This window comes from Photobacterium sp. HL06, from assembly GCF_059552575.1.
On sequence record NZ_CM183914.1, the window covers coordinates 1,377,967 to 1,399,447 of the forward strand.

General features: G+C 43.5%; 18 protein-coding genes and 1 tRNA gene. 10 read left to right on the plus strand and 9 right to left on the minus strand.

Translation table 11 applies throughout. From position 1 onward, the window contains the following. Positions 1-2: 2 nt before the first annotated feature. The 4 genes from AC51G0_RS06615 to AC51G0_RS06630 form a co-directional block, all read right to left on the minus strand. On the minus strand, positions 3-173 hold the full coding sequence (locus AC51G0_RS06615) for a hypothetical protein (protein ID WP_496301267.1): 171 nt from the start codon (positions 171-173) through the stop codon (positions 3-5). Positions 174-283: 110 nt separating this feature from the next. After that, positions 284-1,444, minus strand: coding sequence for a PQQ-dependent sugar dehydrogenase (locus tag AC51G0_RS06620; protein WP_496301268.1), 1,161 nt, complete (start codon positions 1,442-1,444; stop codon positions 284-286). Between the two features lie 79 nt (positions 1,445-1,523). Continuing rightward, positions 1,524-1,811: a hypothetical protein gene (locus AC51G0_RS06625; RefSeq protein WP_496301269.1), complete on the minus strand. Its 288-nt coding sequence runs from the start codon at positions 1,809-1,811 to the stop codon at positions 1,524-1,526. Positions 1,812-1,952: 141 nt separating this feature from the next. Next, positions 1,953-3,371, minus strand: a complete 1,419-nt coding sequence (locus AC51G0_RS06630; protein WP_496301270.1) for an aminotransferase-like domain-containing protein — start codon at positions 3,369-3,371, stop codon at positions 1,953-1,955. 116 nt (positions 3,372-3,487) lie between these two features. Here AC51G0_RS06630 and AC51G0_RS06635 point away from each other — a divergent pair, with 116 nt between their 5' ends. After that, on the plus strand, positions 3,488-4,393 hold the full coding sequence (locus AC51G0_RS06635) for a DMT family transporter (RefSeq protein WP_496301271.1): 906 nt from the start codon (positions 3,488-3,490) through the stop codon (positions 4,391-4,393). Positions 4,394-4,404: 11 nt separating this feature from the next. Here AC51G0_RS06635 and AC51G0_RS06640 read toward each other — a convergent pair whose 3' ends face one another. Continuing rightward, positions 4,405-4,725, minus strand: a complete 321-nt coding sequence (locus AC51G0_RS06640) for a hypothetical protein (protein WP_496301272.1) — start codon at positions 4,723-4,725, stop codon at positions 4,405-4,407. A gap of 211 nt (positions 4,726-4,936) precedes the next feature. Here AC51G0_RS06640 and AC51G0_RS06645 point away from each other — a divergent pair. Continuing rightward, positions 4,937-5,027 (plus strand) — tRNA-Ser (locus AC51G0_RS06645). 705 nt (positions 5,028-5,732) lie between these two features. Here AC51G0_RS06645 and lpdA read toward each other — a convergent pair. Further along, complete coding sequence (gene lpdA, locus AC51G0_RS06650; RefSeq protein ID WP_496301273.1) at positions 5,733-7,142, minus strand: dihydrolipoyl dehydrogenase; 1,410 nt, start codon at positions 7,140-7,142, stop codon at positions 5,733-5,735. Between the two features lie 855 nt (positions 7,143-7,997). Here lpdA and tnaC (AC51G0_RS06655) point away from each other — a divergent pair. The 4 genes from tnaC (AC51G0_RS06655) (at position 7,998) to AC51G0_RS06670 (ending at position 11,413) form a co-directional block, all read left to right on the plus strand. Beyond that, a complete protein-coding gene (gene tnaC, locus AC51G0_RS06655; protein ID WP_496301274.1) occupies positions 7,998-8,096 on the plus strand; it encodes a tryptophanase leader peptide in 99 nt (32 codons plus the stop codon). A gap of 221 nt (positions 8,097-8,317) precedes the next feature. Next, positions 8,318-8,371, plus strand: coding sequence for a tryptophanase leader peptide (tnaC, locus tag AC51G0_RS06660; protein ID WP_496301885.1), 54 nt, complete (start codon positions 8,318-8,320; stop codon positions 8,369-8,371). 203 nt (positions 8,372-8,574) lie between these two features. Beyond that, complete coding sequence (gene tnaA / locus AC51G0_RS06665) at positions 8,575-10,044, plus strand: tryptophanase (protein ID WP_496301275.1); 1,470 nt, start codon at positions 8,575-8,577, stop codon at positions 10,042-10,044. Between the two features lie 115 nt (positions 10,045-10,159). Then, positions 10,160-11,413: an aromatic amino acid transporter gene (locus AC51G0_RS06670; RefSeq protein ID WP_496301276.1), complete on the plus strand. Its 1,254-nt coding sequence runs from the start codon at positions 10,160-10,162 to the stop codon at positions 11,411-11,413. Between the two features lie 66 nt (positions 11,414-11,479). Here AC51G0_RS06670 and AC51G0_RS06675 read toward each other — a convergent pair whose 3' ends face one another. Further along, positions 11,480-13,075, minus strand: a complete 1,596-nt coding sequence (locus AC51G0_RS06675; protein WP_496301277.1) for an MORN repeat-containing protein — start codon at positions 13,073-13,075, stop codon at positions 11,480-11,482. Positions 13,076-13,093: 18 nt separating this feature from the next. After that, the gene (locus tag AC51G0_RS06680) at positions 13,094-14,062 is read right to left on the minus strand and encodes a hypothetical protein (RefSeq protein ID WP_496301279.1); all 969 of its coding nucleotides are present in this window, start codon (positions 14,060-14,062) and stop codon (positions 13,094-13,096) included. A 460-nt stretch (positions 14,063-14,522) separates the two neighbouring features. On the opposite strand from AC51G0_RS06680, the gene AC51G0_RS06685 reads away from it, so the two are divergent. Next, positions 14,523-14,834, plus strand: coding sequence for a hypothetical protein (locus AC51G0_RS06685; protein WP_496301280.1), 312 nt, complete (start codon positions 14,523-14,525; stop codon positions 14,832-14,834). 907 nt (positions 14,835-15,741) lie between these two features. Here AC51G0_RS06685 and glpD read toward each other — a convergent pair. Beyond that, positions 15,742-17,265, minus strand: a complete 1,524-nt coding sequence (gene glpD, locus AC51G0_RS06690; RefSeq protein WP_496301886.1) for a glycerol-3-phosphate dehydrogenase — start codon at positions 17,263-17,265, stop codon at positions 15,742-15,744. A 422-nt stretch (positions 17,266-17,687) separates the two neighbouring features. Between glpD and AC51G0_RS06695 the strand changes: the two genes are divergently transcribed. The 3 genes from AC51G0_RS06695 (at position 17,688) to AC51G0_RS06705 (ending at position 21,465) form a co-directional block, all read left to right on the plus strand. Continuing rightward, a complete protein-coding gene (locus AC51G0_RS06695) occupies positions 17,688-18,539 on the plus strand; it encodes an MIP/aquaporin family protein (RefSeq protein ID WP_496301281.1) in 852 nt (283 codons plus the stop codon). Between the two features lie 20 nt (positions 18,540-18,559). Next, positions 18,560-20,065 carry a glycerol kinase GlpK gene (glpK, locus tag AC51G0_RS06700; protein ID WP_496301282.1) on the plus strand — a complete coding sequence of 502 codons (1,506 nt, stop codon included), beginning with the start codon at positions 18,560-18,562 and terminating at the stop codon, positions 20,063-20,065. Positions 20,066-20,364: 299 nt separating this feature from the next. Next, complete coding sequence (locus AC51G0_RS06705) at positions 20,365-21,465, plus strand: ABC transporter ATP-binding protein (RefSeq protein ID WP_496301283.1); 1,101 nt, start codon at positions 20,365-20,367, stop codon at positions 21,463-21,465. Positions 21,466-21,481 lie beyond the last annotated feature (16 nt).

Consider the following 21,481-nt stretch of genomic DNA (forward strand, 5'->3'; position numbering starts at 1 on the left):
GTTTAAAGCCCTGAATAGTTGGGTTCAATGGTACTTTGCTGATGGCAGCCGCCGCTCATGGCTTGCTGCGCCAGAGAGTCCAGCAATGGCTGGCAATGATGAACACCGAAAAGGGTAATTGTCAGCAACAGACCCATACGGATCAGCTGGGCAATAAGAGATTGGGAAAACATCAATGCCTTAAGTTTGTAAACAGAGGCGGGATAGTAGTGGATCGTTATTTGTGATACAAATGAATAAAACTCAGTATTGCCATGCATAATATGCATAGCAAATGTGGTGGTTAGTTTTCTGAACGCATATAGGGTGAAATTCGGTACAGGTTACCATTGTCCGTAGTGAAATAGATCCAGCCATCGGGGCTTTGCACAATAGCCCGGATCCGTTCCTGTAGCTCTGCAAGCAAGCGTTCTTCCGAGGTAATTTCGCCGTCTGAACTGAGGGTGAGGCGATTGATATGTTCAAGTTTCAATGCGCCGGCAAATAGATCATCTTGCCAGCCGGGGAAGGCTTTGCCGCTGTAGTGCAATAGGCTGCCTGGTGCAATGGAAGGAATATACACTTTCTTCGGTGACTCAATGCCCTCTTTTTCCTTGGCTTCTCCGACTGCGATTGGCCCCCAATACTCTTTGCCATGCGAGGTGACAGGCCAGCCGTAGTTGAGGCCTTTTTTGATCAGATTAACCTCATCCCCCCCTCGTGGTCCATGTTCAATCACCCACAGTCGGTTGTTGCTGGTGTCATAGGCTAATCCTTGTGGATTGCGGTGGCCATAGCTCCAGATCTCGGCGCGTGCTGTCGGGTGCCCAACAAAGGGGTTATCGGACGGAACAGTACCGTCTAAATTTAGGCGCAGGATACTACCGGCATGGGTAGTCAGATCTTGTCCGTTAGAGCGCTCTCCACGATCACCGACAGAAAAGAACAAGTGTCCTTGCTGGTCGAAGGCAATACGGCTGCCAAAATGGCGACTGGTTGATGTTGCAGAGTCGGTAACAAGCAGCTCTTGCCATTGTTGAAGGGTATCTCCATTAAGCTTGCTCCGAGCCAATACAGTAACAGCGCTATTATCGACAGCCTTGCTATAGGTGAAATATAACCAGTCACCAGGCTGCCGGTATCCCGGTTCGGTAATAACGTCGAGCAATCCGCCTTGTCCTCTGGCAACCACATCAGGCAGCCCCTGAACTTGGGTTTGGTTATTGTTGGCTATATCGATAATAACGGCTTCACCGTGGCGCTGGGTGATCAACAGTTTGTGGGGAGCAATAAAAGTTATCCCCCAAGGAATAGCTAAGTTATTGGCAACCAAAGAAACCTGGTAGTCCATGTTATGGCTTGTACCTGTCAGTCGTGGAGAGCCATGGCTACTGAAAGAGGTTGCCAATGCAGCAATGATTGCGGGTAACAAGCGAAAAAAATAAAGCCCAGAAGTTATCTTCATCAATTTATGCCTCCGGCTGCACGCGTATATTTCACAGTTTAAGACTAGAAAGTCTTCCCTTCGGTCTTGTGGTTAAGGCCTATAAGCTGACCTTGGCGACAAAGTTGTTTTTATGCGGAGTGCCGCTTATCTTGACGCTAGGCTCTAGTTGGCAGGGGGTAATATCATGTTCATTTGATATATAAAGTGTACTGATCTGGCCTGAAGGGCTCACCAATAAATAGGCTGTATTGCCATTTTGATACTGACATTGAGCGAGCGAAATAATGTCGTTATTAATGGCTGAAACCAGCGTCTTGTTCAACGTTATGCCTTCTTGGCCAGCAATAGAAACTTCATGCATCTGCTCCAGTTTATCGACTGTCATTTCGGGGTCTTTGAAGAACCCAAAGGCAATCAACAATAAAAATTCTATGATGCCGCCCATGCTATACCTCTGTGAACTGGAGTGCCTACAGTTGATAAATATACTTTATTCTTAACACTTTAGCTTTTTATTTCTATTTGATCATTGTTTCTGGAGGTGACACGCAATTATTCTGGCGAGTGTTTCCAGTCCTTTATTCCACTGGGTGTTCTCATCAAAAGTGGCGAAGCTTAGGCGAATACAATGGTTGTGTTGATTCTGGGTACTAAACATATTGCCAGGCAGTATGCTGATGTCGTGATTAAGCGCTTGTTGATAGATCTCGGCGCAATCTGCGTTTTCGGGCAAGGTTAGCCAACACAGAAAACCACCTTCAGGCTGCGATAAGTGATAGTGGTTTTGTAACCATGGGTAGCGGTCTAGCTCCGCGGTGAAAGCCTGATAAAACAAGCGTTGTTTCCTGGCGTAACTTTTACGGATTTTTCCCAGGTGCTGGCGGTACTTGCCAGTCGTTAAGAATTGTCCCACGGCAGACTGCATCAGGTTCAAGCTTCCCATGTTGTCCGTCATCAGACGCATTTCAATTTGGTGCTGGTACTTACCGGCAATCACCCAGCCGATGCGAAGCCGAGAATCCAGTGTTTTTGATAGCGAACTGCAATAGATCACCCTGTTTTCTGTATCCAGCGCCTTGAGGGGAAGTGGCCTGCGGTTGTAGGCTAGCCCACCAAACACATCATCTTCGATGATAGGAATACCACGGGTAATAGCTAAAAATTGCAGCCGATCAGGCTGCGACATGAGATAGCCAGTGGGATTGTTAAAGCTGGGGTTGATGATAATGGCACTGACAGGCCAGCGCTCAAGGGCCTGTTCCAAAGCAGCCAAATCCATCCCACAGGTTACACTGGCTGGGATCTCGACCACTTTGAGCCCAAGGGATTCAAGCAGTAGTAGGTTGCCAAAGTAGCTAGGAGACTCAACCAAGACAATGTCACCGGGCTGGGTGATAGCCTGCAGGCTGAGGCTGATTGCCTGCTGTGCTCCATGGGTGATCAAGATACTCTGTGCAGAGGTCGTGACGCCCAATTCCTGGGTGATAAACACCAGTTGCCTGATCAGATCTTCGTTTCCCGGCGGCAGCTGGTAGTGGCTCGGGATATTGGTTTGGTATCGGCTATGGCGTCCTATTTCGGCATAGAGGGATCGAATGGCAGGAAAGTCAGTATCCGGATGAGCGGAACCTGCAGGTAATACCCGACGGGTAAGGGGCAGACTCATTATTTCCTTACTTAGCGACATCAGATCAACATATCCGGGCTCACTGATCTTGGCGGCATTGGGTGAATTCGGTTTGGCCACCAAATACCCCGAGCGTGGGTGTGCCTCTATCCGCTGGCTGGCCTCGAGCTGCTGGTAGGCACGAATAATGGTGTTCTTGCTCAGCGACAGCTGGTTGCCTAAATCCCGTATAGAAGGAAGCTTATCGCCAGGTTGGTAGCTCTGTTTATCGATTCGCTCGTTGATGAGATCGACGACCTGCTGATATTTCTTTGACACACTGCCCCCTGAGGTTGGAAATCTGTACCCTAAAAAGTGTTCAAATCTGTCTCTATTAACTTCGCTGTACCTGATTAAAGTAATGTCTAACAAATAAAAAAGAAAGGGAAATAGTGATGGTAGCTCGCATGATACCGCTTATTTTTGTTGTGCTCTGGAGCTCGGGCTTTATCGGCGCACGTTTTGGATTACCTTACGCCGAACCTGCGACATTTCTTCTCATCAGAATGGTTGCCAATGTTGGGGTTTTCTTATTACTGATGTTGATCCTGCGTGCCCACCTACCACGAGGTAGGGCATTACTGCACTCGATGGTAGCAGGCTTGTTGATCCACGGTTTCTACCTTGGCGGAACCTATGAAGCAATTTCGCTAGGGATGCCTGCTGGCCTATGTTCATTGCTTGTCGGGTTACAGCCGATTTTAACGGCGGTGATCATGGTAATGCTTTGCCATGAACGGATGCGGCTTTCCCAGTGGCTGGGCTTAGTCATCGGTTTTATTGGGATTGGGCTGGTACTGCAGGGGAATATGGAATGGCAGCAAGAGGGGAGCCGTCAGGCAGCCTATGTCTTTACACTCTTTGCTTTGCTGGGGATCACCTTGGGTACCCTATATCAGAAAAAGTTCTGTCAGGGTGTTGATATGGTCGGCGGGGCGGTGTGGCAATATACTGCGGCAGCATTGCTGTTTATGCCAGTAGCACTGACCACCGAAACCATGGTTGTGAGCTGGACCCCTGAATTTATCTTTGCCTTAGTATGGTTAGTCTTGGTGCTGTCGGGTATCGCGATTTTATTGCTTCTTTATATGGTAAAAAATGGCGAGGCATCGAAAGTGGCATCAACCTTTTATCTGGTACCGCCAATGACTGCTTTCCAGGCGTGGCTTGCTTTTGGAGAATCATTTGACGGTTACGGTGTGATCGGTTTCTTGCTCGCAGCGACGGCGGTTTATCTGGTTACCCGCAAGCCCAAACTACCTTCAGATATTGCACCAGCAGCGGTTCGAACCGAAAGCTAGCTTACGGACATTCAGTCGAGGCGGTCAGTATTAAAACTCTGGCCGATCTCGGCCCTGCGAGAGCGCTTGTCATAGATACATATCATGGATGATTTAGGCGCACGCAGCCCGGAGCTGCGGCGTAACTTTCCTTTCGCAAAAGCAATCCCGTATGACTCTGAGCCATAAGGGTCAATGTGTATCTGGTAGCGGGAGAACTCACGGTCAAACAGAATGCTGCATTGTACTTTGATGGCATCTTCAAGCTCTTGCCGGGCCTCAGGAGTCGATGCCGATGAATCGTGGGTAGATAGAATTGCAATGAATGCAAGGGGTAACAATCCGGGCTTCACTTAGCGCTCCTTAATGATTAAGCCTCTGTTTTTAGTATCATACCAATCTATCAGTGTGCAAATCGGAGAAGAAATTCGATTCCATTGGCTAAGCACGAGAATAATAGGCTATGAAATGGCTAAAAAAGTACAGTGTGATTGATAACTGAGCAGTTGAACGGCTAGGGTATTTACACCTACAAACTGAGTGTGTATTATTCGCCGCACTTACGGAGAGATGGCTGAGTGGTTGAAAGCACCGGTCTTGAAAACCGGCATACGTTTGTAGCGTATCTAGGGTTCAAATCCCTATCTCTCCGCCATATTCAAAGAAGCCAGCTTTATTGCTGGCTTTTTTACATCTGTTGCTTGGGAGAACCAAGGGTTCAAATCCTCTAATACCCAAAGCGCTCCGTCACATTCAAAGAAACCGCTGACATTTCAGCGCTTATTTATGCCTGAATTTTGTGTTTAAAGATAGGGATGCAGAATCCTAGACTGGGTTCAACGCCAAACGGCAGTTATCGCCCCCGATTCTGTTTATCAAAAGTATAGAAAGACACAGGCTTCCCCTTTGACATCGAGTTTTCGTCATTAACCAAAGAGCGAGTGGTTGCAACTAGCCGAAATGCTGCAGTTGTGGCCAAATTGCACCCTATCCATACAGATAATATTAATGAGCGATTGTCTGAAATCGAGCCTTATGAAGGCGGTAATCTGAACTGCTTCGAGACAAAAGCTAGTTAAAATGGCGTCACAATTGGTAAGAAAGGTGTTATCACACAAGCAAATACATCACTTGCGATGGTTATTCCAACTAGTGAAGAGCTAGTTATCGCGAGAGAGTGTGCAGAGCGCACCTAAGGCGCTGATAAAGATTAGATAATAAAAACCGCCAGTAGTGATGCTGGCGGTTCTTGTATGTTTGATATGTTGGAATGGCGATAGTAATAAAGAGTGCTATATCTTCCTAGGTCCAATCTTGCTGGGAAGATCACCCTTCGTTCTTAGATCCATACAGCTGGAAGCTAACGTTTCCTTTGAGGTAGCATATCAGTAATGGTGCCATCCACCAGTTCAGCGGCAAAGGCCACCGTTTCTGCCAGTGTCGGATGAGCGTGAACAGTATTAACTATATCTTTTACCGTAGCCCCCATTTGCAACGCCATCACCGCTTCGTGAATCAGTTCCCCTGCATTCACTCCGCATATTCCCGCACCAATGATCCTTCCTGATTTTTTATCGAACAATGCCTTAGTTACCCCGTTTGCAGCACCAACGCTCTGAGCTCTGCCACTGACTATCCAAGGCACTTTACCTACGTGATATTCAATATTTTTTGCTTTAGCTTCTTTTTCAGTTAGTCCCATCCAGGCTATTTCAGGGCTGGTGTAGGCAACCGAAGGAATTGTCATCGGGGTAAAGCTCACCTTATGCCCTGCGATGACCTCAGCGGCCACTTTAGCTTCATGGGTAGCTTTATGAGCAAGCATCGGTCCAGATACGATATCTCCAATGGCGTAGATATGCGGAAAAATAGTCTGCATATGTTCGTTAACTGGGATTAGCCCCTTTTCATCTACCTGGATCCCTAGTTCTTCTAAACCGATTTCCTGAGAATTTGGTTTACGACCAACGGCCACCAGTACGGCATCATAGATCTCTGACTCCGGTGCTTTGGCTCCATCCATGGTAACTTGAATTCCAGCCTTCTGAGCCTGCATTTCTGTTACTTTAGTTTTTGTAAAAATTCGGTATTCTTTTTTCAGCTTTTTGAGCAGAGGTTGAACGACATCTTTATCTGCCTGGGGTATGACTTGCTCAAGTGCTTCAACAATAGTGATTTCTGAGCCGAGTGCGGAATATACCTGTGCCATCTCAAGGCCGATAATACCACCACCTACAATAAGCAGTTTCTCGGGTATGTTACTTAAATTTAAAGCATCAGTAGAATCCCAGATACGTGTATCGTCAGGCGCGATTGGTAGTGAATATGGGTGTGATCCCGTAGCAATGATTGCGTGTTTAAAGTTCACCAACTGACCGCCAGTATCTTCGATTTTAAGTGTATTTTTATCCTGAAAGCAGCCCCTCGCTTGTACTTTGATAATCTTCCTGGCTTTACAAAGAGCATCCAGTCCACTGGTTAAATTAGTGATGGTTTTTTCTTTGTGACTTCGTAACTTATCCAGGTCAACACTTGTTTCACCGAAGCTAATACCCATAAGTTCTGTGTCCTTGGCTTCTTCAAGGATCGCAGTAGCGTGCAGTAATGTTTTTGAAGGAATGCAGCCTACATTAACGCATACCCCTCCAAGGTTTTTTTGTTGTTCAATGATACATACTGATAACCCCAGATCCGCAGCGCGAAAAGCAGCGGTGTAGCCACCTGGTCCACCACCAAGTACAGCAACATCGACGTTGATAGCTTCAGTCATTTGATTCTCCTTTAGTATTCGTATTGTCAGGAAGTGAGGCTAATGCCCGTCGGTGCATCCCAACGAATAGTGGTTATCCTAAGTAATTGTTGCTACCAGCCATGTATTACGAGGTTTCATGCTAAGTTGCCTGGTCAAGGTTCGTACTAGCTGTCCGTTTAATATACTCATCAACCATAGGGTGATCAACAAAAGTTTCCTATAGGAAACTTTTATTCCAAGTGTCAGGTGTTATAGCTACAGGATATTTCTGAGGTGGATTTGAATTGGTCACTTCCGCCTTAATTCTGCGGTGGAATCAGCATAAGTTTCCCTACATGCTTTTTCTCAAGAAACGCTGTTTTGCAATACTATACCTTTGTCAACCAATGAACAGTGGGCATTTGCTCAGGGCTGGAACTGTTGCGAATTAGATCTTGAACTCGAATACACTTATAACTGTTCCTTTGTGAACAAAGTGAGCGAGATGTTTTACTTTTAGAAGTTCTTTTAGATCATTCCTTCTGTAGAACGATAAAATCCCTTTAATACATCACATAATAGTGAGGCATCATGAAGCTTTATGTATCTAAACCAATGGTGGTGATTCACATTAGTAATGTTTGAATATTTTCTAGAGATTATGTTGATCTATAAGGTATGAGCTTAGTCGATACTGTAAGTGTGAAAATAAATGCAAGGACATTTTTTCTTTAATGCGCGATCTCCGTCGTAAACTGGTAACCTTTTACTCTGCATGTGAGATTTTAATTGTTTGGATCACACTTATTGATAACAAGCATATATTTATCAATTTAACTATTGGATACTAGCTCCATTGGTTTAAAGCATTGCTTTTTCATATAGGAACATAAAATGAACGTGTACCTCAAATGGCAATCCACTTCGTCGCTAACATTGTTGGCCTGGTATAACGTTGATCACAAACTTTCCTTCCACCTGTCTTCAGAATAAATTTCAGAGGCGCTGTTTACGCCGCCTTGAAAATGTCCGATATATTTTTATAATTAATTTTTGGTATTGTTAAGGTTAAATTGAATTTGCGAGAGCAAAGTTATTTCAATACATTAATCTAGAATGCTGACTATTAGACTTTAACTTTGATTTTCATGTGGGAACATAAAGTGAATATGTGTTTTCAATGGCAAACTCCATTGTTGCCATTACCATTGCTTATGCAGTGGTACAATGAAGATTATAAGATATCTTACTATTTTCCTTTAAAGTGAATAATGGGAGCATTTACGCCTCTATTATTTGAAATGAAATTAATTCTTTCAATATTCGTTATTTGTTTGGCGCGGTTTTACTCACCGTAAAATCAACGCATCAGATATCTTTGAAGGTATGTAGTTAATTTAAAACTTAGTCATATAAATTTAACGGTATTTAATGGTGAATTAAAATACCAAATAAGAGTAAAGGCATTATTATGGAAAACTTTAAACACTTACCTGAACCATTCCGTATCCGTGTTATTGAGCCTGTAAAACGTACTACTCGTGAATATCGCGAAGAAGCAGTTTTAAAAGCGGGCATGAACCCATTTTTGCTAGATAGTGAAGATGTATTTGTTGACCTTCTTACTGACAGTGGCACGGGTGCAATTACTCAAGAAATGCAAGCAGCGATGCTTCGCGGTGATGAAGCATATAGCGGTAGCCGCAGCTACCATGCACTTGCGAACGCAGTAAAAGATATCTTTGGCTATGAATTAACAATTCCAACTCACCAAGGTCGCGGTGCCGAGCAAATCTATATTCCTGTTCTTATCAAGAAACGTGAAGCAGAGAAAGGGCTAGACCGTAGCAAGATGGTAGCACTGTCTAACTACTTCTTTGATACAACACAAGGCCACACTCAAGTGAACTGCTGTGTAGCAAAAAACGTGTATACAAAAGAAGCGTTTGATACAGCTGTCAATGCAGATTTCAAAGGTAACTTTGACCTAGTCAAGCTGGAAGAAGCGATCCTAGAAGCGGGCCCAGCAAACGTACCTTACATTGTGAGTACAATTACCTGTAACTCTTCAGGTGGTCAGCCTGTTTCTATCGCTAACCTAAAAGCAGTGTATGAGATCGCGCAGAAATATGACATTCCAGTGATTATGGACTCCGCTCGTTATGCTGAGAACGCCTACTTTATTCAACAGCGTGAGCCTGGTTATCAAGATTGGACTATCGAAGAGATCACTCGCGAAACTTATAAGTATGCAGATGGCCTAGCGATGTCTGCGAAGAAAGATGCCATGGTACAGATGGGTGGTCTGCTTTGCTTCAAAGATGAATCCACGATGGATGTGTACACAGAATGTCGTACTTTGTGTGTGGTTCAGGAAGGCTTCCCAACCTACGGAGGCCTGGAAGGCGGTGCAATGGAACGTCTTGCAGTTGGTCTTTATGATGGTATGCGTCAGGAGTGGCTGGCATACCGCATCGGTCAAGTTCAATACCTTGTAGATGGTCTAGAGGCTATGGGTATTGTATGTCAGCAAGCGGGTGGTCACGCGGCATTCGTTGACGCTGGTAAGCTGCTGCCACACATTCCTGCCGAGCAATTCCCAGCGCATGCACTCGCTTGCGAACTTTATAAAGTTGCGGGTATCCGTGCAGTTGAAATCGGCTCTTTATTACAAGGTCGTGATCCAGCTACAGGTAAACAACATCCTTGTCCCGCGGAGCTACTTCGTCTGACTATCCCACGAGCGACTTACACTCAAACGCATATGGATTTCATTATCGAAGCGTTCCAAGAAGTGAAGAAAAATGCAGCGAATGTGAAAGGCCTTGACTTTACTTATGAGCCCGCGGTGCTTCGTCACTTTACAGCTCGACTCAAAGAGGTTGAGCCAGCGAAGCAAGAAGCAGCGAAAAAGGAAACCAAAATACTAGAAGAAGCTTAATAACAATAAAAGAGCGCAACCCCTTAGGATTGCGCTCTTTTCCTAAACACATAATCAAATAATACAGTTTAGGTTTATTGATCCAATAACGTGAAATTAGAAGAGTGACTGAATTATGGAAAAGAGTCCGACATTAATAGCAAGTGACAGAATTAAGGAAAAGAATCCGTCGATAATAGGAGGAGCATGCATTATAGCCAGTGTCTGCGTTGGTGCTGGTATGTTAGGGCTCCCAAGTGCGGGAGCGGGTGCATGGACAACTTGGTCAATTCTCGCGATTACATTAACAATGATCGTAATGACCGTTTCGGGTTGGATGCTGCTAGAAGCATTTAAGCATTATGACTTAAAGGTATCTTTTAACACGGTAACCAAAGATATGCTTGGTGAGAAGGTCAACATGTTCAATAACCTGACGGTGTATTTTGTAGGGGGTATTTTACTGTACGCCTACATCACTTCTTCAGGCCTTATCCTTCAAGATGTTCTGGGCGTTAATAGCAAAATCACCTCTATCTTGTTTGTCTTGGTGTTTTCAGCCTTTGTGTGGCACTCAACTCGAGCAGTAGACCGAATTTCCGTTGTTTTAATTTTATTTATGGTCTTAAGCTTTGTATTTGGAGTGTCAGGGTTGGCGATCAAAGTAGATATGTCCATCTTGTTTGATACCATCAATGAAAAAACGAGCTACGCACCTTACGCAATGGCGATGCTGCCAGTCGCTTTGACCTCGTTTGGTTATCACCACTCCGTGGCTTCAATGCGTGCTTATTACGGCGAAGAGAGAAAAGCGAAATACGCGATTTTGGGAGGCACCGTAATCGCATTAAGTCTGTATTTTCTATGGTTGTTCAGCATTTATGGAAATTTACCGAGAAACCAATTTGGGCCTGTGATTGAGCAAGGTGGTAACGTAGATGCACTACTAACCGCGTTAGGCTCAGTCATTGAATCTGAAAAAGTGGCGAGTGCTATCAATACTTTCTCAATGGCGGCAATTCTATCTTCTTTCATTGGTGTTGGACTTGGGGTGTTTGACTATTTGGCTGATCTATTCAAGTTCGAAGACACCAAACAAGGTCGTGCAAAAACGTGGCTTGTGACTTTCTTACCACCTTTGATTATGTCACTACTGTTCCCGTTTGGTTTTGTCATTGCCATTGGCTATGCGGGTGCCGCAGCTACAGTCTGGACATGTATCATCCCAGCTCTACTTGTGAGAAAGTCGCGAGCGTTAGATACAGGTGGTGAAGGTTTTAAAGCGCCAGGTGGTCAGGCCATGATAGTTTTGGTGATTGGCTTCGGTGTTTTAACGGCTGTGTTCCACTTTATGTCGATGCTAGGTATACTCCCAGCATTTACAGGCTAAACAAATTTAAATCAATATAATAATGCTCACAGCACCATACTTAGCTGTGAGCATTTTAGCTTTGAATTAGTATTCAACTGTACGTTCTACCTCGCGAAATTTTTGTACGTTCCCATTATTTCTCTTATATAAGCTTGAACAGGCTTTTACCTGATTCTTTCTACACTTATATGTATTTCTTAACTGCTTAAGCGCTCCTGACAAGTTGTAAATTTCCGCGATATCACGATCATACGACTCGATTCCAACCTCACAATACAGTAGGGTGCCACTAATCATTTTCCCACTTTGTTGATGCTCACTAGAAGTGTAAGAACGATTCCTATTACGAACAAAATTTTCACAGCCAACATAATCTACAGCACTTTCTAATGTGTCATGATCGGTGAGTGATAAACGCTGTACTGGTCCGTCACACCACCATTTCTTCGTTTCTTTCGATTGGGCACAATAAGCCATAGATTCCACACGAATGAGGTCGATTTCGGTTTTGGTTCGTTTAGGCTTCGCCGTATTTGAGGCTTTTATCTTTGCCGTTTGGTTAGCTCCGCTAATATTTTTAGAAGCAGTGCTGATAGGTGTGTTTGAAGTTGCGTTAATCGGTGGCTTCACTTTCTTACTCGAAGGCGATGTATTAGTAGTGGAATCGCGTACGAGTTGTGACTTAGCTGTATTTGAACGAGCGACACCTTGTTCATATTCTTTGTAAACAATAGAGTTTTGCGCAGCGTATTGAGCTTCTATGCGAGCGACATCTTGAGAAATTTGTTGTTCTAACTCTTCCGCCGAACGGTCAAATTTTAAGTTACTGGTCGCCTGTTCTAGTTGTTGAGCATCGCCATCATTAACTAAGTTGTACATGCCAACACCAAGCTCAGCAGCAGAATCACTGGTTAATCCAGAATTAACACCATAAGCAACGGTAGAGACAGCACCAGCAATGGCGAATAGTTGGGTAAAGTCAACGTCGTTTTGGGAATCAAGACGCTCATATCTCGCTTGTTCACGCTTTTCTTTCTCATATAGCTGTTTGAATTGTGCGATTTTCGCCATGTCCGAAGTGACAAGGCCAGTACCATACTCACCCATAACCAAAGAAGTACCAATTGGATAGTCTTTTCTGGCTAGCACGACTAGCTCACTGTCTTTACCAAATTCCAGTTTACCGGTAAAGACTACATTCGCGATCGACCAGGGGTGGTTTGACCCAGGGTTCTCTTTGTACCAGTGTGTTAGGTAACCTCTTGTTGGAATGGCAAAGAAACGGCCTACATATCTAGCACCAGTTGCTGAATGGTAGATACCTTCGTTTGGAAAAAAAATCGTTTTGCCGGAGAATGGGTCGTAGTAGGATTGCCACGAGCCATTAAAAAAGTCGAGTTTATTGCCGTGTTGATTGTAAAACTTCACTCCTTGGACTGGCCTACCGTTTTGATATTTTGCAGTGTATTCAGCCCCTTTATAGTTAATAAGATACTCCCCATTGGAGATGTTACCTCCATCCCATTGTCCTTTATATTTAAGTCCTAATTCAGAAGAGTACAACGTTCCTTGTCCGTTGCTGCAATCACCCTCTATACAGTTGCCATAACCGATATTGTGTGGCATCAATGTTGTGGTTTGACATGCTGCCAGTAAACCACTGACAGCTAAAATTATCATCGCTCTCATCAGTACGCTCTAGAACCTTTCACACGTTGATGTTTGCACAATGTTGCCATTTTCAAAACAATGGGTTGTGTCACCGAACTGTTTATTGATAGATTGAGTTTCTCCATGAACTTTGCCATCTTTTGTTCGACTTATTGCCGCCAACTCTTTTCCTGAGTAGGTCGTAGTTCGTACTCTGTTTTCTGTTAGGTTTACTGATTCAGAAGTCATGTAAATACCTTGAGTACTCGCAGTATCCATAAAAGAAACGCCACCTTGCTCATCATGGAAGGAGTAGATAAACGTTGGATCATTCATATCATTTAAGTTAATAACTAAACTTGACATCAAGCCGTCATGCAAGCTGCCACCAAATGTTACTGATGAGGCGCTGGTTACGAAAGTACCGTTCGATTTGCGGTCCGTACCAGTAACGATATGAGCTTTGGTTTCCGATGTGCTTTCGTGTATTTCACCTGAGACATCAATTTTCACTTCAATAAGGGAACTATAGCGATATTCTACTAAGTAGCGAGCAGGAGTTTGTTCAGAAAGTAGTTCAGAGAAATCTTCAGGTTTTGCCATCACAGATCCATCTGCCCAAGTATAAGTTGTTCTCGTTTTAGTTGATGACTGCTGAGCGGCTGTGGAGTTTACTCTTTCTGCCAATGACTTAGAATTGTCTTCGTTCCCTTCACTATTTATATCGTTAGCAATCTCGACCAACTTAGTGAACCCGACAACCTGCTGTAACTCCTTTTTGCTCAAAGAGCACGCTTCGAAGCCTGTAACGTCAAATGGTAGATTTCCAGATTTTCGGAAATTGGTCACTTTCGTTAAAAATTGAGGTTTCAGTACGTTAAAGTCGGTTCTTGTTAGTGTAGGTAAGTCGCCTTCTTTTGAACCGTAAGCATCTTTGGTCATGGATGCTGTGGATACACAACCTAATAAAGTACTGGTAGTTAAAGAGATTAATAGAATTTGATATGAGCGCTTCATTGATAATCCTGATCATTACTGTCGGCCAATTATATGGTTAACCAATAAGATGTAACTATAACCAATAGGTAGTAGTTGATTGATTGTTATGAGTGATGACTAGGCCGAGGTTTTGTCTATGAATGACTTTAGTGCCTCTGAAGTCACACACATTTGATATGCATTGGAACTTTAAGCGTATAGGGAAATGACGCAAATGATAGAGTTTGTCATCGCGCTATAAATATAAAACCAGGCTCATAGTGAAAGTGGAAAGTAATAACATTAGAGATTTTACTTTAAATTAATATAAGTAGCTAATATTTAACTAATTTCACCAAAATATTGGAATTAAGTTATCACCCAATTCATATAAACCAGCAAAAAACAGAGGGGATGGAATTTAAAAAAACTTGATTTTAGTTGAGAATTAAGTTATTAATACGATTGTCACTAATGCTATTATTAAGAAAGGACTTTTATGAGAAGCATTGCCGATTTTATCGAGACGATTGAAAGTGAAAAACATAATTTTGATATCTGGATATATTCCAGTGAAGGTCACTATTGTCAATTTGATACTCAAAGGAGTAAACCAGGTACTCTCCAACTACAGAAAGCAATTGAACAGAACTTACAAGTTATAGTAGAAATGCATAACGATGAAATTGATAATGTTTTTCTCTTGTTACCTGAAGTGCAGGTTGTTGTGCCAGTAAAATTTCGTGGTAATAAAGTACTCTCAATAACTAGACCGCAAGCAGCATCTATCCTTGTATTGAGGAAAGAATAACGATTGAGAAATAAACTATAGCTAGGTTATTTATTAATTGCTCAGGACAAGCGTACTAATCGTTAAAATAATAGCGTTTCGTCGTCTAGTCAATTTCTACTCGTAATTTAAGAGATAAATTTACATGTGCTTTGTCATTTTAATGGTCTTGTCCTGCTCAATTTTTCTAATCAATGAAGATAAAAGAAAACAGATCTGATGGGCAGGATCACACTCAGCTAATTAGCTGAGCTTTTAATTATTCTTGCGATCTTGTCGGTGTTATGTTTCTTGTTTTATCTGCTATATCTTCTGGCTCTGAAGGGGGCAAGATATTGAAAGATGTGGAGAGTTAAAGCTCGACTGGCTACGTCAGCATTGTTCATTCAAGCATGGGCTCCCGAGGCGTCCACGATTGCCAGAATCATAGGAAGTGTTGACTGTCAGAGTTTAATTCTGGCATTACTTAGCTTGAAAAATCAACAGCGTAAGCAATCATCGCTTTAGATGGAAAGATATTACGAGGTTCATACAATGAAAATCTAAGTGAGGCTCTACACTCTGTCGCAGCTAAACTTGTTGAAGCTCTATAAGAGATTCTTCGTTAAATACATTTGAATTTCTATTAATGATAGATCCTTCATTGTCATAAATCTGTGGGGATACCAAGCGGTTTAATCCAATATTTGTTAGTACACCAATGGATACGACGAAAATAAGAAAGTAAACTGGAAAAATATGTTCAATCGATTTCATTTTACTATTCCTGTAAATATACATCAGTGGAGAAGGTTAGAACTTTAAAAAATCACTAATGTTGAGATATGAAATAACTCCTGACTACTACTAAGTACACCTATTGTCACAAGTCCTCAAGAATACGTATATTTTGTTGTTTTTCACGACCTCCATTTACATGGTGATATATTTACCCCGTATGTTTATACGTTAAAATTTTAGATGTTTTTTTAGTTATTAGGTCTTCTAGCAGGTTGATCTCCTCAGGTTTCAAGTAAAGCCCTAACTTAGTTCTTCTCCAAAGAATATCTTGCAATTCAGTAACAAACTCTTCTTTTATCAAATACTCCAACTCTTTTTCATAGAACCCATTACCAATATGAACGCCCATGTCGCTTTGTTGCTGCACTCCAGCCAGGAGTGCCCATGACAATTCACCATAAGTGGTTGCATAACGTAACGCTGTTTCGGAATTCATCCACAAATGCTGAGATAGAAGCTCCAGCGCCAGTGTTTCATGATTATAATTCTTTTTGCTTCCCGGAAGGTACGTTTCAGCAGTTTTTGATTCAGGCAGATCGGGGAAATATTTTCTTACACTATCAACCGCCGCTTTAGACAGTTTTCTGTATGTTGTCAGTTTTCCTCCAAAAATAGAAACCAATGGTGCTTTTAACTGTTCGTCATCTAATGACAACGTATAGTCGCGAGTGATTGCATCCGGAGAATCAGATTCATCATCACACAGCGGACGAACACCACTGTAGCTCCATACAATATCTTTGTGGGCTAATTTTTTCTTAAAGTGTTTATTGTAAACGTCTAAGAGATAAATAATTTCCTTTTCATCAATCGAGACATCCCGTACATCGCCTTTATATTCAACATCAGTTGTACCAATAATGCTGAACTTATCTAGATAAGGAATAACAAAAACAATCCGTTTGTCTTCATTTTGCAGAATGTACGCCTGTTTGCCAGTATTCACTCTTGGAACGACTATATGTGAGCCCTTTATATGGCGAATATTATACGGTGATTCAACGCCTTCAATATTGCTATAAAACTCTCGTACCCAAGGGCCGGCAGCATTGACCAGTACCTTGCATTGGCGAGTAAATATTTCATCTTTCTGCTTGTCATAGATGCTGACTACCCAATGGTCAGCTTTCCTTTGCGCACCAACAACCTTGCAATAGTTTCTGACTTCAGCGTGATGCTTTTTAGCCAACATGGCATTTAAAACGACTAATCGGGCATCATCTACCCAGCAATCAGAATACTCAAATCCCTTTTTTATATGAGATTCAAGAGGTGACTCTGGCCCGAATTTAATACTCTTACTGGCTGGTAAAGTTACACGTTTCGCCAGGGTGTCATAAAGAAATAATCCAGCCCTGATCATCCAAGCCGGTCGCAGATGTGGGCGATGCGGAAGCCTAAACCTCATAGGCCTAGCTATATGCGAGGCGATTTCCAGTAACACTTCCCGTTCTGCCAATGCCTCTTTAACCAACCGAAACTCGTAATGCTCTAAATACCTTAACCCGCCATGAATAAGCTTAGAACTGGCTGATGAAGTCGCAGATGCAAAATCTCTGGATTCAAACAGTCCTACCTTCATTCCTCTGATTGCAGCATCAGCCGCAATCCCTGCGCCGTTAATTCCTCCGCCAACAACAAGTAGGTCTAACTGTTTATCTTGTGCCTTCATCATTCTTTACCTTTATGACCATCGCTGCGCTCGATATCGAACATTCTGTGACTAAGCATATTGCAATAGTAGCACTGGATAACACTTATTCAACATGTGCATTACATTGCGATCTCATCTGTGATCGTATTTTGATGGTGTAAATAACCATAATATGTGAGAGTGGCGACATTTAAAGCTATAAAATCGGTTGGTTTAGGTTGGTGATGTTGGCTTTTAAGGCTATTCAGAATATTTAAGAAATCTGAGTAGGGTGCTCGAATGGTGAGTTCTGTCACGAAAATGGCTCGAAATCGAAAATAACTTGCGCGGTATATGTACATTTCATCTTGCTCTGGCATATATTGTGTTGCACGGATGTTGCGAAATGACATTTGCGCAACATGTATAAAACAAGTTGATGGCGATGAAGAGGAACTCTTATGAGTATTCAAAATGGAAAGACACTTGCCGGAGAGTGCATAGCAGAATTCATTGGAACGGGTTTGCTGATATTCTTTGGTGTTGGATGCGTCGCGGCTTTGGTGCTGGCGGGAGCCAGCTTCGGGCAATGGGAAATCAGCATCACGTGGGGGCTGGGTGTCGCCATCGCTATCTATTGTACTGCAGGAGTCTCAGGTGCCCATATTAATCCGGCAGTGACTATTGCCCTGGCCTTATTCCACGGTTTTGATAAACGTAAAGTCGTGCCATATATTGTTGCACAGTTGCTGGGGGCGTTCAGCTCGGCTGCACTGGTTTACTTTCTGTATAGCAATTTATTTACAGAATATGAATCTGTTAACCAGATTGTTCGTGGTACTGAGGCTAGCCTGGCTACCGCCGGGATCTTTTCAACCTACCCACATCCAGCCTTGTCATTTGGCGGAGCATTTGCTGTAGAAGTTGTGATTACTGCGGTACTGATGTTTGCCATTCTTGGGATTACAGACGAAAAAAATGGTGCACCTCGTGGCGCTATGGGGCCTCTGCTGATTGGTGTCCTGATTGCGGTTATTGGCGGTTCACTGGGGCCTCTGACTGGCTTTGCCATGAACCCGGCACGTGATTTTGGCCCTAAATTCTTTGCTTTCCTGGCTGGCTGGGGAGATGTTGCACTCACGGGTGGTAAAGATATTCCATACTTTATCGTGCCTGTTTTTGCACCAATCATCGGTGCCTCATTCGGCGCTTGGTTATATCCAAAAGCGATCGCACTTTACTTACCAAATGGTATCAGTACCGACAACGAACAAGCTCAAACCAGCAATGCAGCAATTACTGACAAAGCTTAATCATAGAAAAGGATTACACCATGACTATTGAAAAAAAATATATCGTAGCACTTGATCAAGGTACAACCAGCTCTCGTACCGTTGTATTGGATCACGATGCTAATATCGTCAGTACTGCACAGCGTGAATTTACTCAGATTTATCCTCACGCAGGCTGGGTAGAGCACGACCCATTAGAAATTTATGCCACACAGAGCTCTACACTTGTTGAAGCGCTGGCCAAAGCGGAGATCAGTACGGATCAAGTGGCAGCGATCGGTATTACCAACCAGCGTGAGACAACCATCGTCTGGGATAAAAACACCGGCAAACCGGTTTACAATGCCATTGTATGGCAGTGCCGTCGAACCGCTGAAATCTGTGAAGAGTTGAAATCGCGGGGCCTTGAAGAGTATGTAAAAGAGAACACCGGCCTGGTATTAGACCCATACTTCTCTGGCACAAAAGTAAAATGGATCTTGGACAATGTAGAGGGCGCAAGAGAAAAAGCGGAAGCGGGAGAACTTCTGTTTGGTACTGTCGATACCTGGCTAACCTGGAAAATGACCCAAGGTAAAGTTCACGTTACCGATTACACCAATGCTTCACGTACCATGCTTTTCAACATCAACACTCTGGAGTGGGATGAAAAGCTGCTGTCAGAATTTGATATTCCTCTTAGCATGATGCCATCCGTGCGGAAGTCTTCTGAAGTCTATGGCATGGCAAACCTCGGCGGAAAAGGGGGGACCCGTATTCCTATTGCCGGCATAGCCGGTGATCAGCAGGCAGCGCTGTTTGGCCAAATGTGTGTAAGTTCAGGAGAGGCTAAAAATACCTATGGTACAGGCTGCTTCTTACTGATGAACACAGGTGAAACAAAAGTGACTTCGGCTAATGGTCTGCTAACGACTTTGGCTTGCGGCCCTGAGGGTGATGTCAGCTATGCCCTGGAAGGTGCTGTGTTTATGGCTGGTGCATCGATCCAGTGGCTCCGTGATGAACTAAAACTGATCACCGATGCCGCTGATACTGAGTACTTTGCCGAAAAAGTTGCAACCTCGAACGGTGCTTATGTTGTTCCTGCCTTTACCGGCCTGGGTGCACCGTATTGGGATGCCTATGCACGTGGGACTATCGTTGGTTTGACCCGCGGTGTTAACAGCAACCACATTATCCGTGCCACGTTAGAAAGTATTGCTTATCAGGCCCGTGATGTTTTAGATGCGATGCAGGCCGATTCAGGTATTAAGTTAGACAGCCTGAAAGTCGATGGTGGTGCCGTAGCCAATAATTTCCTGATGCAGTTCCAGGCGGACTTGCTTGATACCGAGGTTCATCGCCCGGTTGTGACAGAAGTTACGGCATTAGGAGCTGCTTATCTTGCAGGCCTTGCCGTCGGGTTCTGGAATAATTTGGATGACGTAAAAGAAAAAGCGCAATTAGATCGCCTGTTCACGCCTGATGGCGATCAAGAGAAGAGAGAGCGCCGATACTCTGGTTGGAAGCGCGCAGTTGCTTGCTCTAGAGGTTGGATCGAGCACTAATTACATTTCCCCAAAGCCCATCACTATCACAGTGATGGGCTGTCCAGCGATACCATTCAGAAACGCGTAAAATTCGCACATCAAAAACGATTACCCACTCTTTGATGATTAGCTTCAGAGGTGTTCATATAGCGTTAACACTTTATAGTGTTATAAGAATTATAATTTTCTCCTTTTATCAGAAAAATAATAAATATTATTATTCAAAGAACTACATACTCATGTTGCATAAGTAACACACTGGCACAGTTCGTGCCCTATACAATACAAATAAATATTAAACAGGGTGTAAGTGACAGATGTCGCTCGTGCTGGAAAATATCAATCGCATCGTCGATGGCGAGCATTGGATAAAGGACACGAATCTCGTATTGGAGCCGGGTTCATTTAATGTGCTTCTCGGTCGCACGCTTGCCGGGAAAACAACGCTGATGCGTTTAATGGCGGGGCTGGACAACCCCAATAGTGGCCGGATCATATTTAACGGGATTGATGTTACTGGCGTGTCAGTACGCCATCGTAATGTGTCCATGGTTTACCAGCAATTTATTAACTACCCCAACTTGACCGTATTTGAAAATATTGCCTCGCCACTTTGGTTGGTAAAGCGGGGTAAAAAGGAAATAGAAGAACGTGTTCATGCTATAGCGAAAATTCTGCACATAGAACAATTCCTCAATCGTCATCCGCTCGAGTTGTCAGGAGGTCAACAGCAGCGCACGGCGATGGCTAGGGCGCTAGTTAAAGATGCTGACTTAATTCTGTTTGATGAACCTTTGGTTAATCTCGACTACAAACTCCGGGAAGAGTTACGACTGGAAATGCGTGAGCTTTTTGCATCACGCAACACCATTGCAGTCTACGCCACCAGTGAGCCAAATGAAGCGTTAGCACTAGGCGGTAATGTGTTGCTCATACACAATGGTGAAGTCATTCAATTCGGTCCAACTGCAACTGTTTATCACACTCCGGCATCGGTAACGGCGGCGGAACTGTTTGGCGAGCCGCCTATCAATGTCATATCCATCATCGTCAGTGAGAAAGATGTCTCGTTTGCCGACTGCATTCACTTTCCTCTAAATACCGATTTAGGGAACCTTGTACCGGGTGAATATCAACTTGGTATCCGTCCGAATCACTTGAGTTTGGTGCCAAATGACGATGATGATCTTGAACTCACCGTTAAGGTTGAGCTAGCAGAAATCAGTGGCAGTGAAACCTTTCTTCATGTGCGAAATGAAACATTTTCACTCATTCTGCACCTGCCTGGCGTTCATGAATACGCCGTTGATGAAAAAATCAACATTTATGTGCCGACACACAAGCTCTACGTATTCTCAAAAGACAATCGGCTGATTCAAGCTGCGCGTCGTGTAAAAAAGGGGAGATGCAGTGGCTGAAATTCGTTTGGAATCT

Bases quoted from the DNA above. Each gene is read 5' to 3' on its own strand.
- AC51G0_RS06705 (WP_496301283.1), top strand. From the start codon at position 20,365: ATGTCGCTCGTGCTGGAAAATATCAATCGCATCGTCGATGGCGAGCAT.
- tnaC (WP_496301274.1), top strand. From the start codon at position 7,998: ATGAACGTGTACCTCAAATGGCAATCCACTTCGTCGCTAACATTGTTG.
- lpdA (WP_496301273.1), bottom strand. From the start codon at position 7,142: ATGACTGAAGCTATCAACGTCGATGTTGCTGTACTTGGTGGTGGACCA.
- AC51G0_RS06695 (WP_496301281.1), top strand. From the start codon at position 17,688: ATGAGTATTCAAAATGGAAAGACACTTGCCGGAGAGTGCATAGCAGAA.
- AC51G0_RS06675 (WP_496301277.1), bottom strand. From the start codon at position 13,075: ATGATAATTTTAGCTGTCAGTGGTTTACTGGCAGCATGTCAAACCACA.
- AC51G0_RS06615 (WP_496301267.1), bottom strand. From the start codon at position 173: ATGTTTTCCCAATCTCTTATTGCCCAGCTGATCCGTATGGGTCTGTTG.
- glpK (WP_496301282.1), top strand. From the start codon at position 18,560: ATGACTATTGAAAAAAAATATATCGTAGCACTTGATCAAGGTACAACC.
- AC51G0_RS06685 (WP_496301280.1), top strand. From the start codon at position 14,523: ATGAGAAGCATTGCCGATTTTATCGAGACGATTGAAAGTGAAAAACAT.
- AC51G0_RS06625 (WP_496301269.1), bottom strand. From the start codon at position 1,811: ATGACAGTCGATAAACTGGAGCAGATGCATGAAGTTTCTATTGCTGGC.
- AC51G0_RS06670 (WP_496301276.1), top strand. From the start codon at position 10,160: ATGGAAAAGAGTCCGACATTAATAGCAAGTGACAGAATTAAGGAAAAG.
- AC51G0_RS06680 (WP_496301279.1), bottom strand. From the start codon at position 14,062: ATGAAGCGCTCATATCAAATTCTATTAATCTCTTTAACTACCAGTACT.
- AC51G0_RS06635 (WP_496301271.1), top strand. From the start codon at position 3,488: ATGGTAGCTCGCATGATACCGCTTATTTTTGTTGTGCTCTGGAGCTCG.
- tnaA (WP_496301275.1), top strand. From the start codon at position 8,575: ATGGAAAACTTTAAACACTTACCTGAACCATTCCGTATCCGTGTTATT.
- glpD (WP_496301886.1), bottom strand. From the start codon at position 17,265: ATGAAGGCACAAGATAAACAGTTAGACCTACTTGTTGTTGGCGGAGGA.
- AC51G0_RS06620 (WP_496301268.1), bottom strand. From the start codon at position 1,444: ATGAAGATAACTTCTGGGCTTTATTTTTTTCGCTTGTTACCCGCAATC.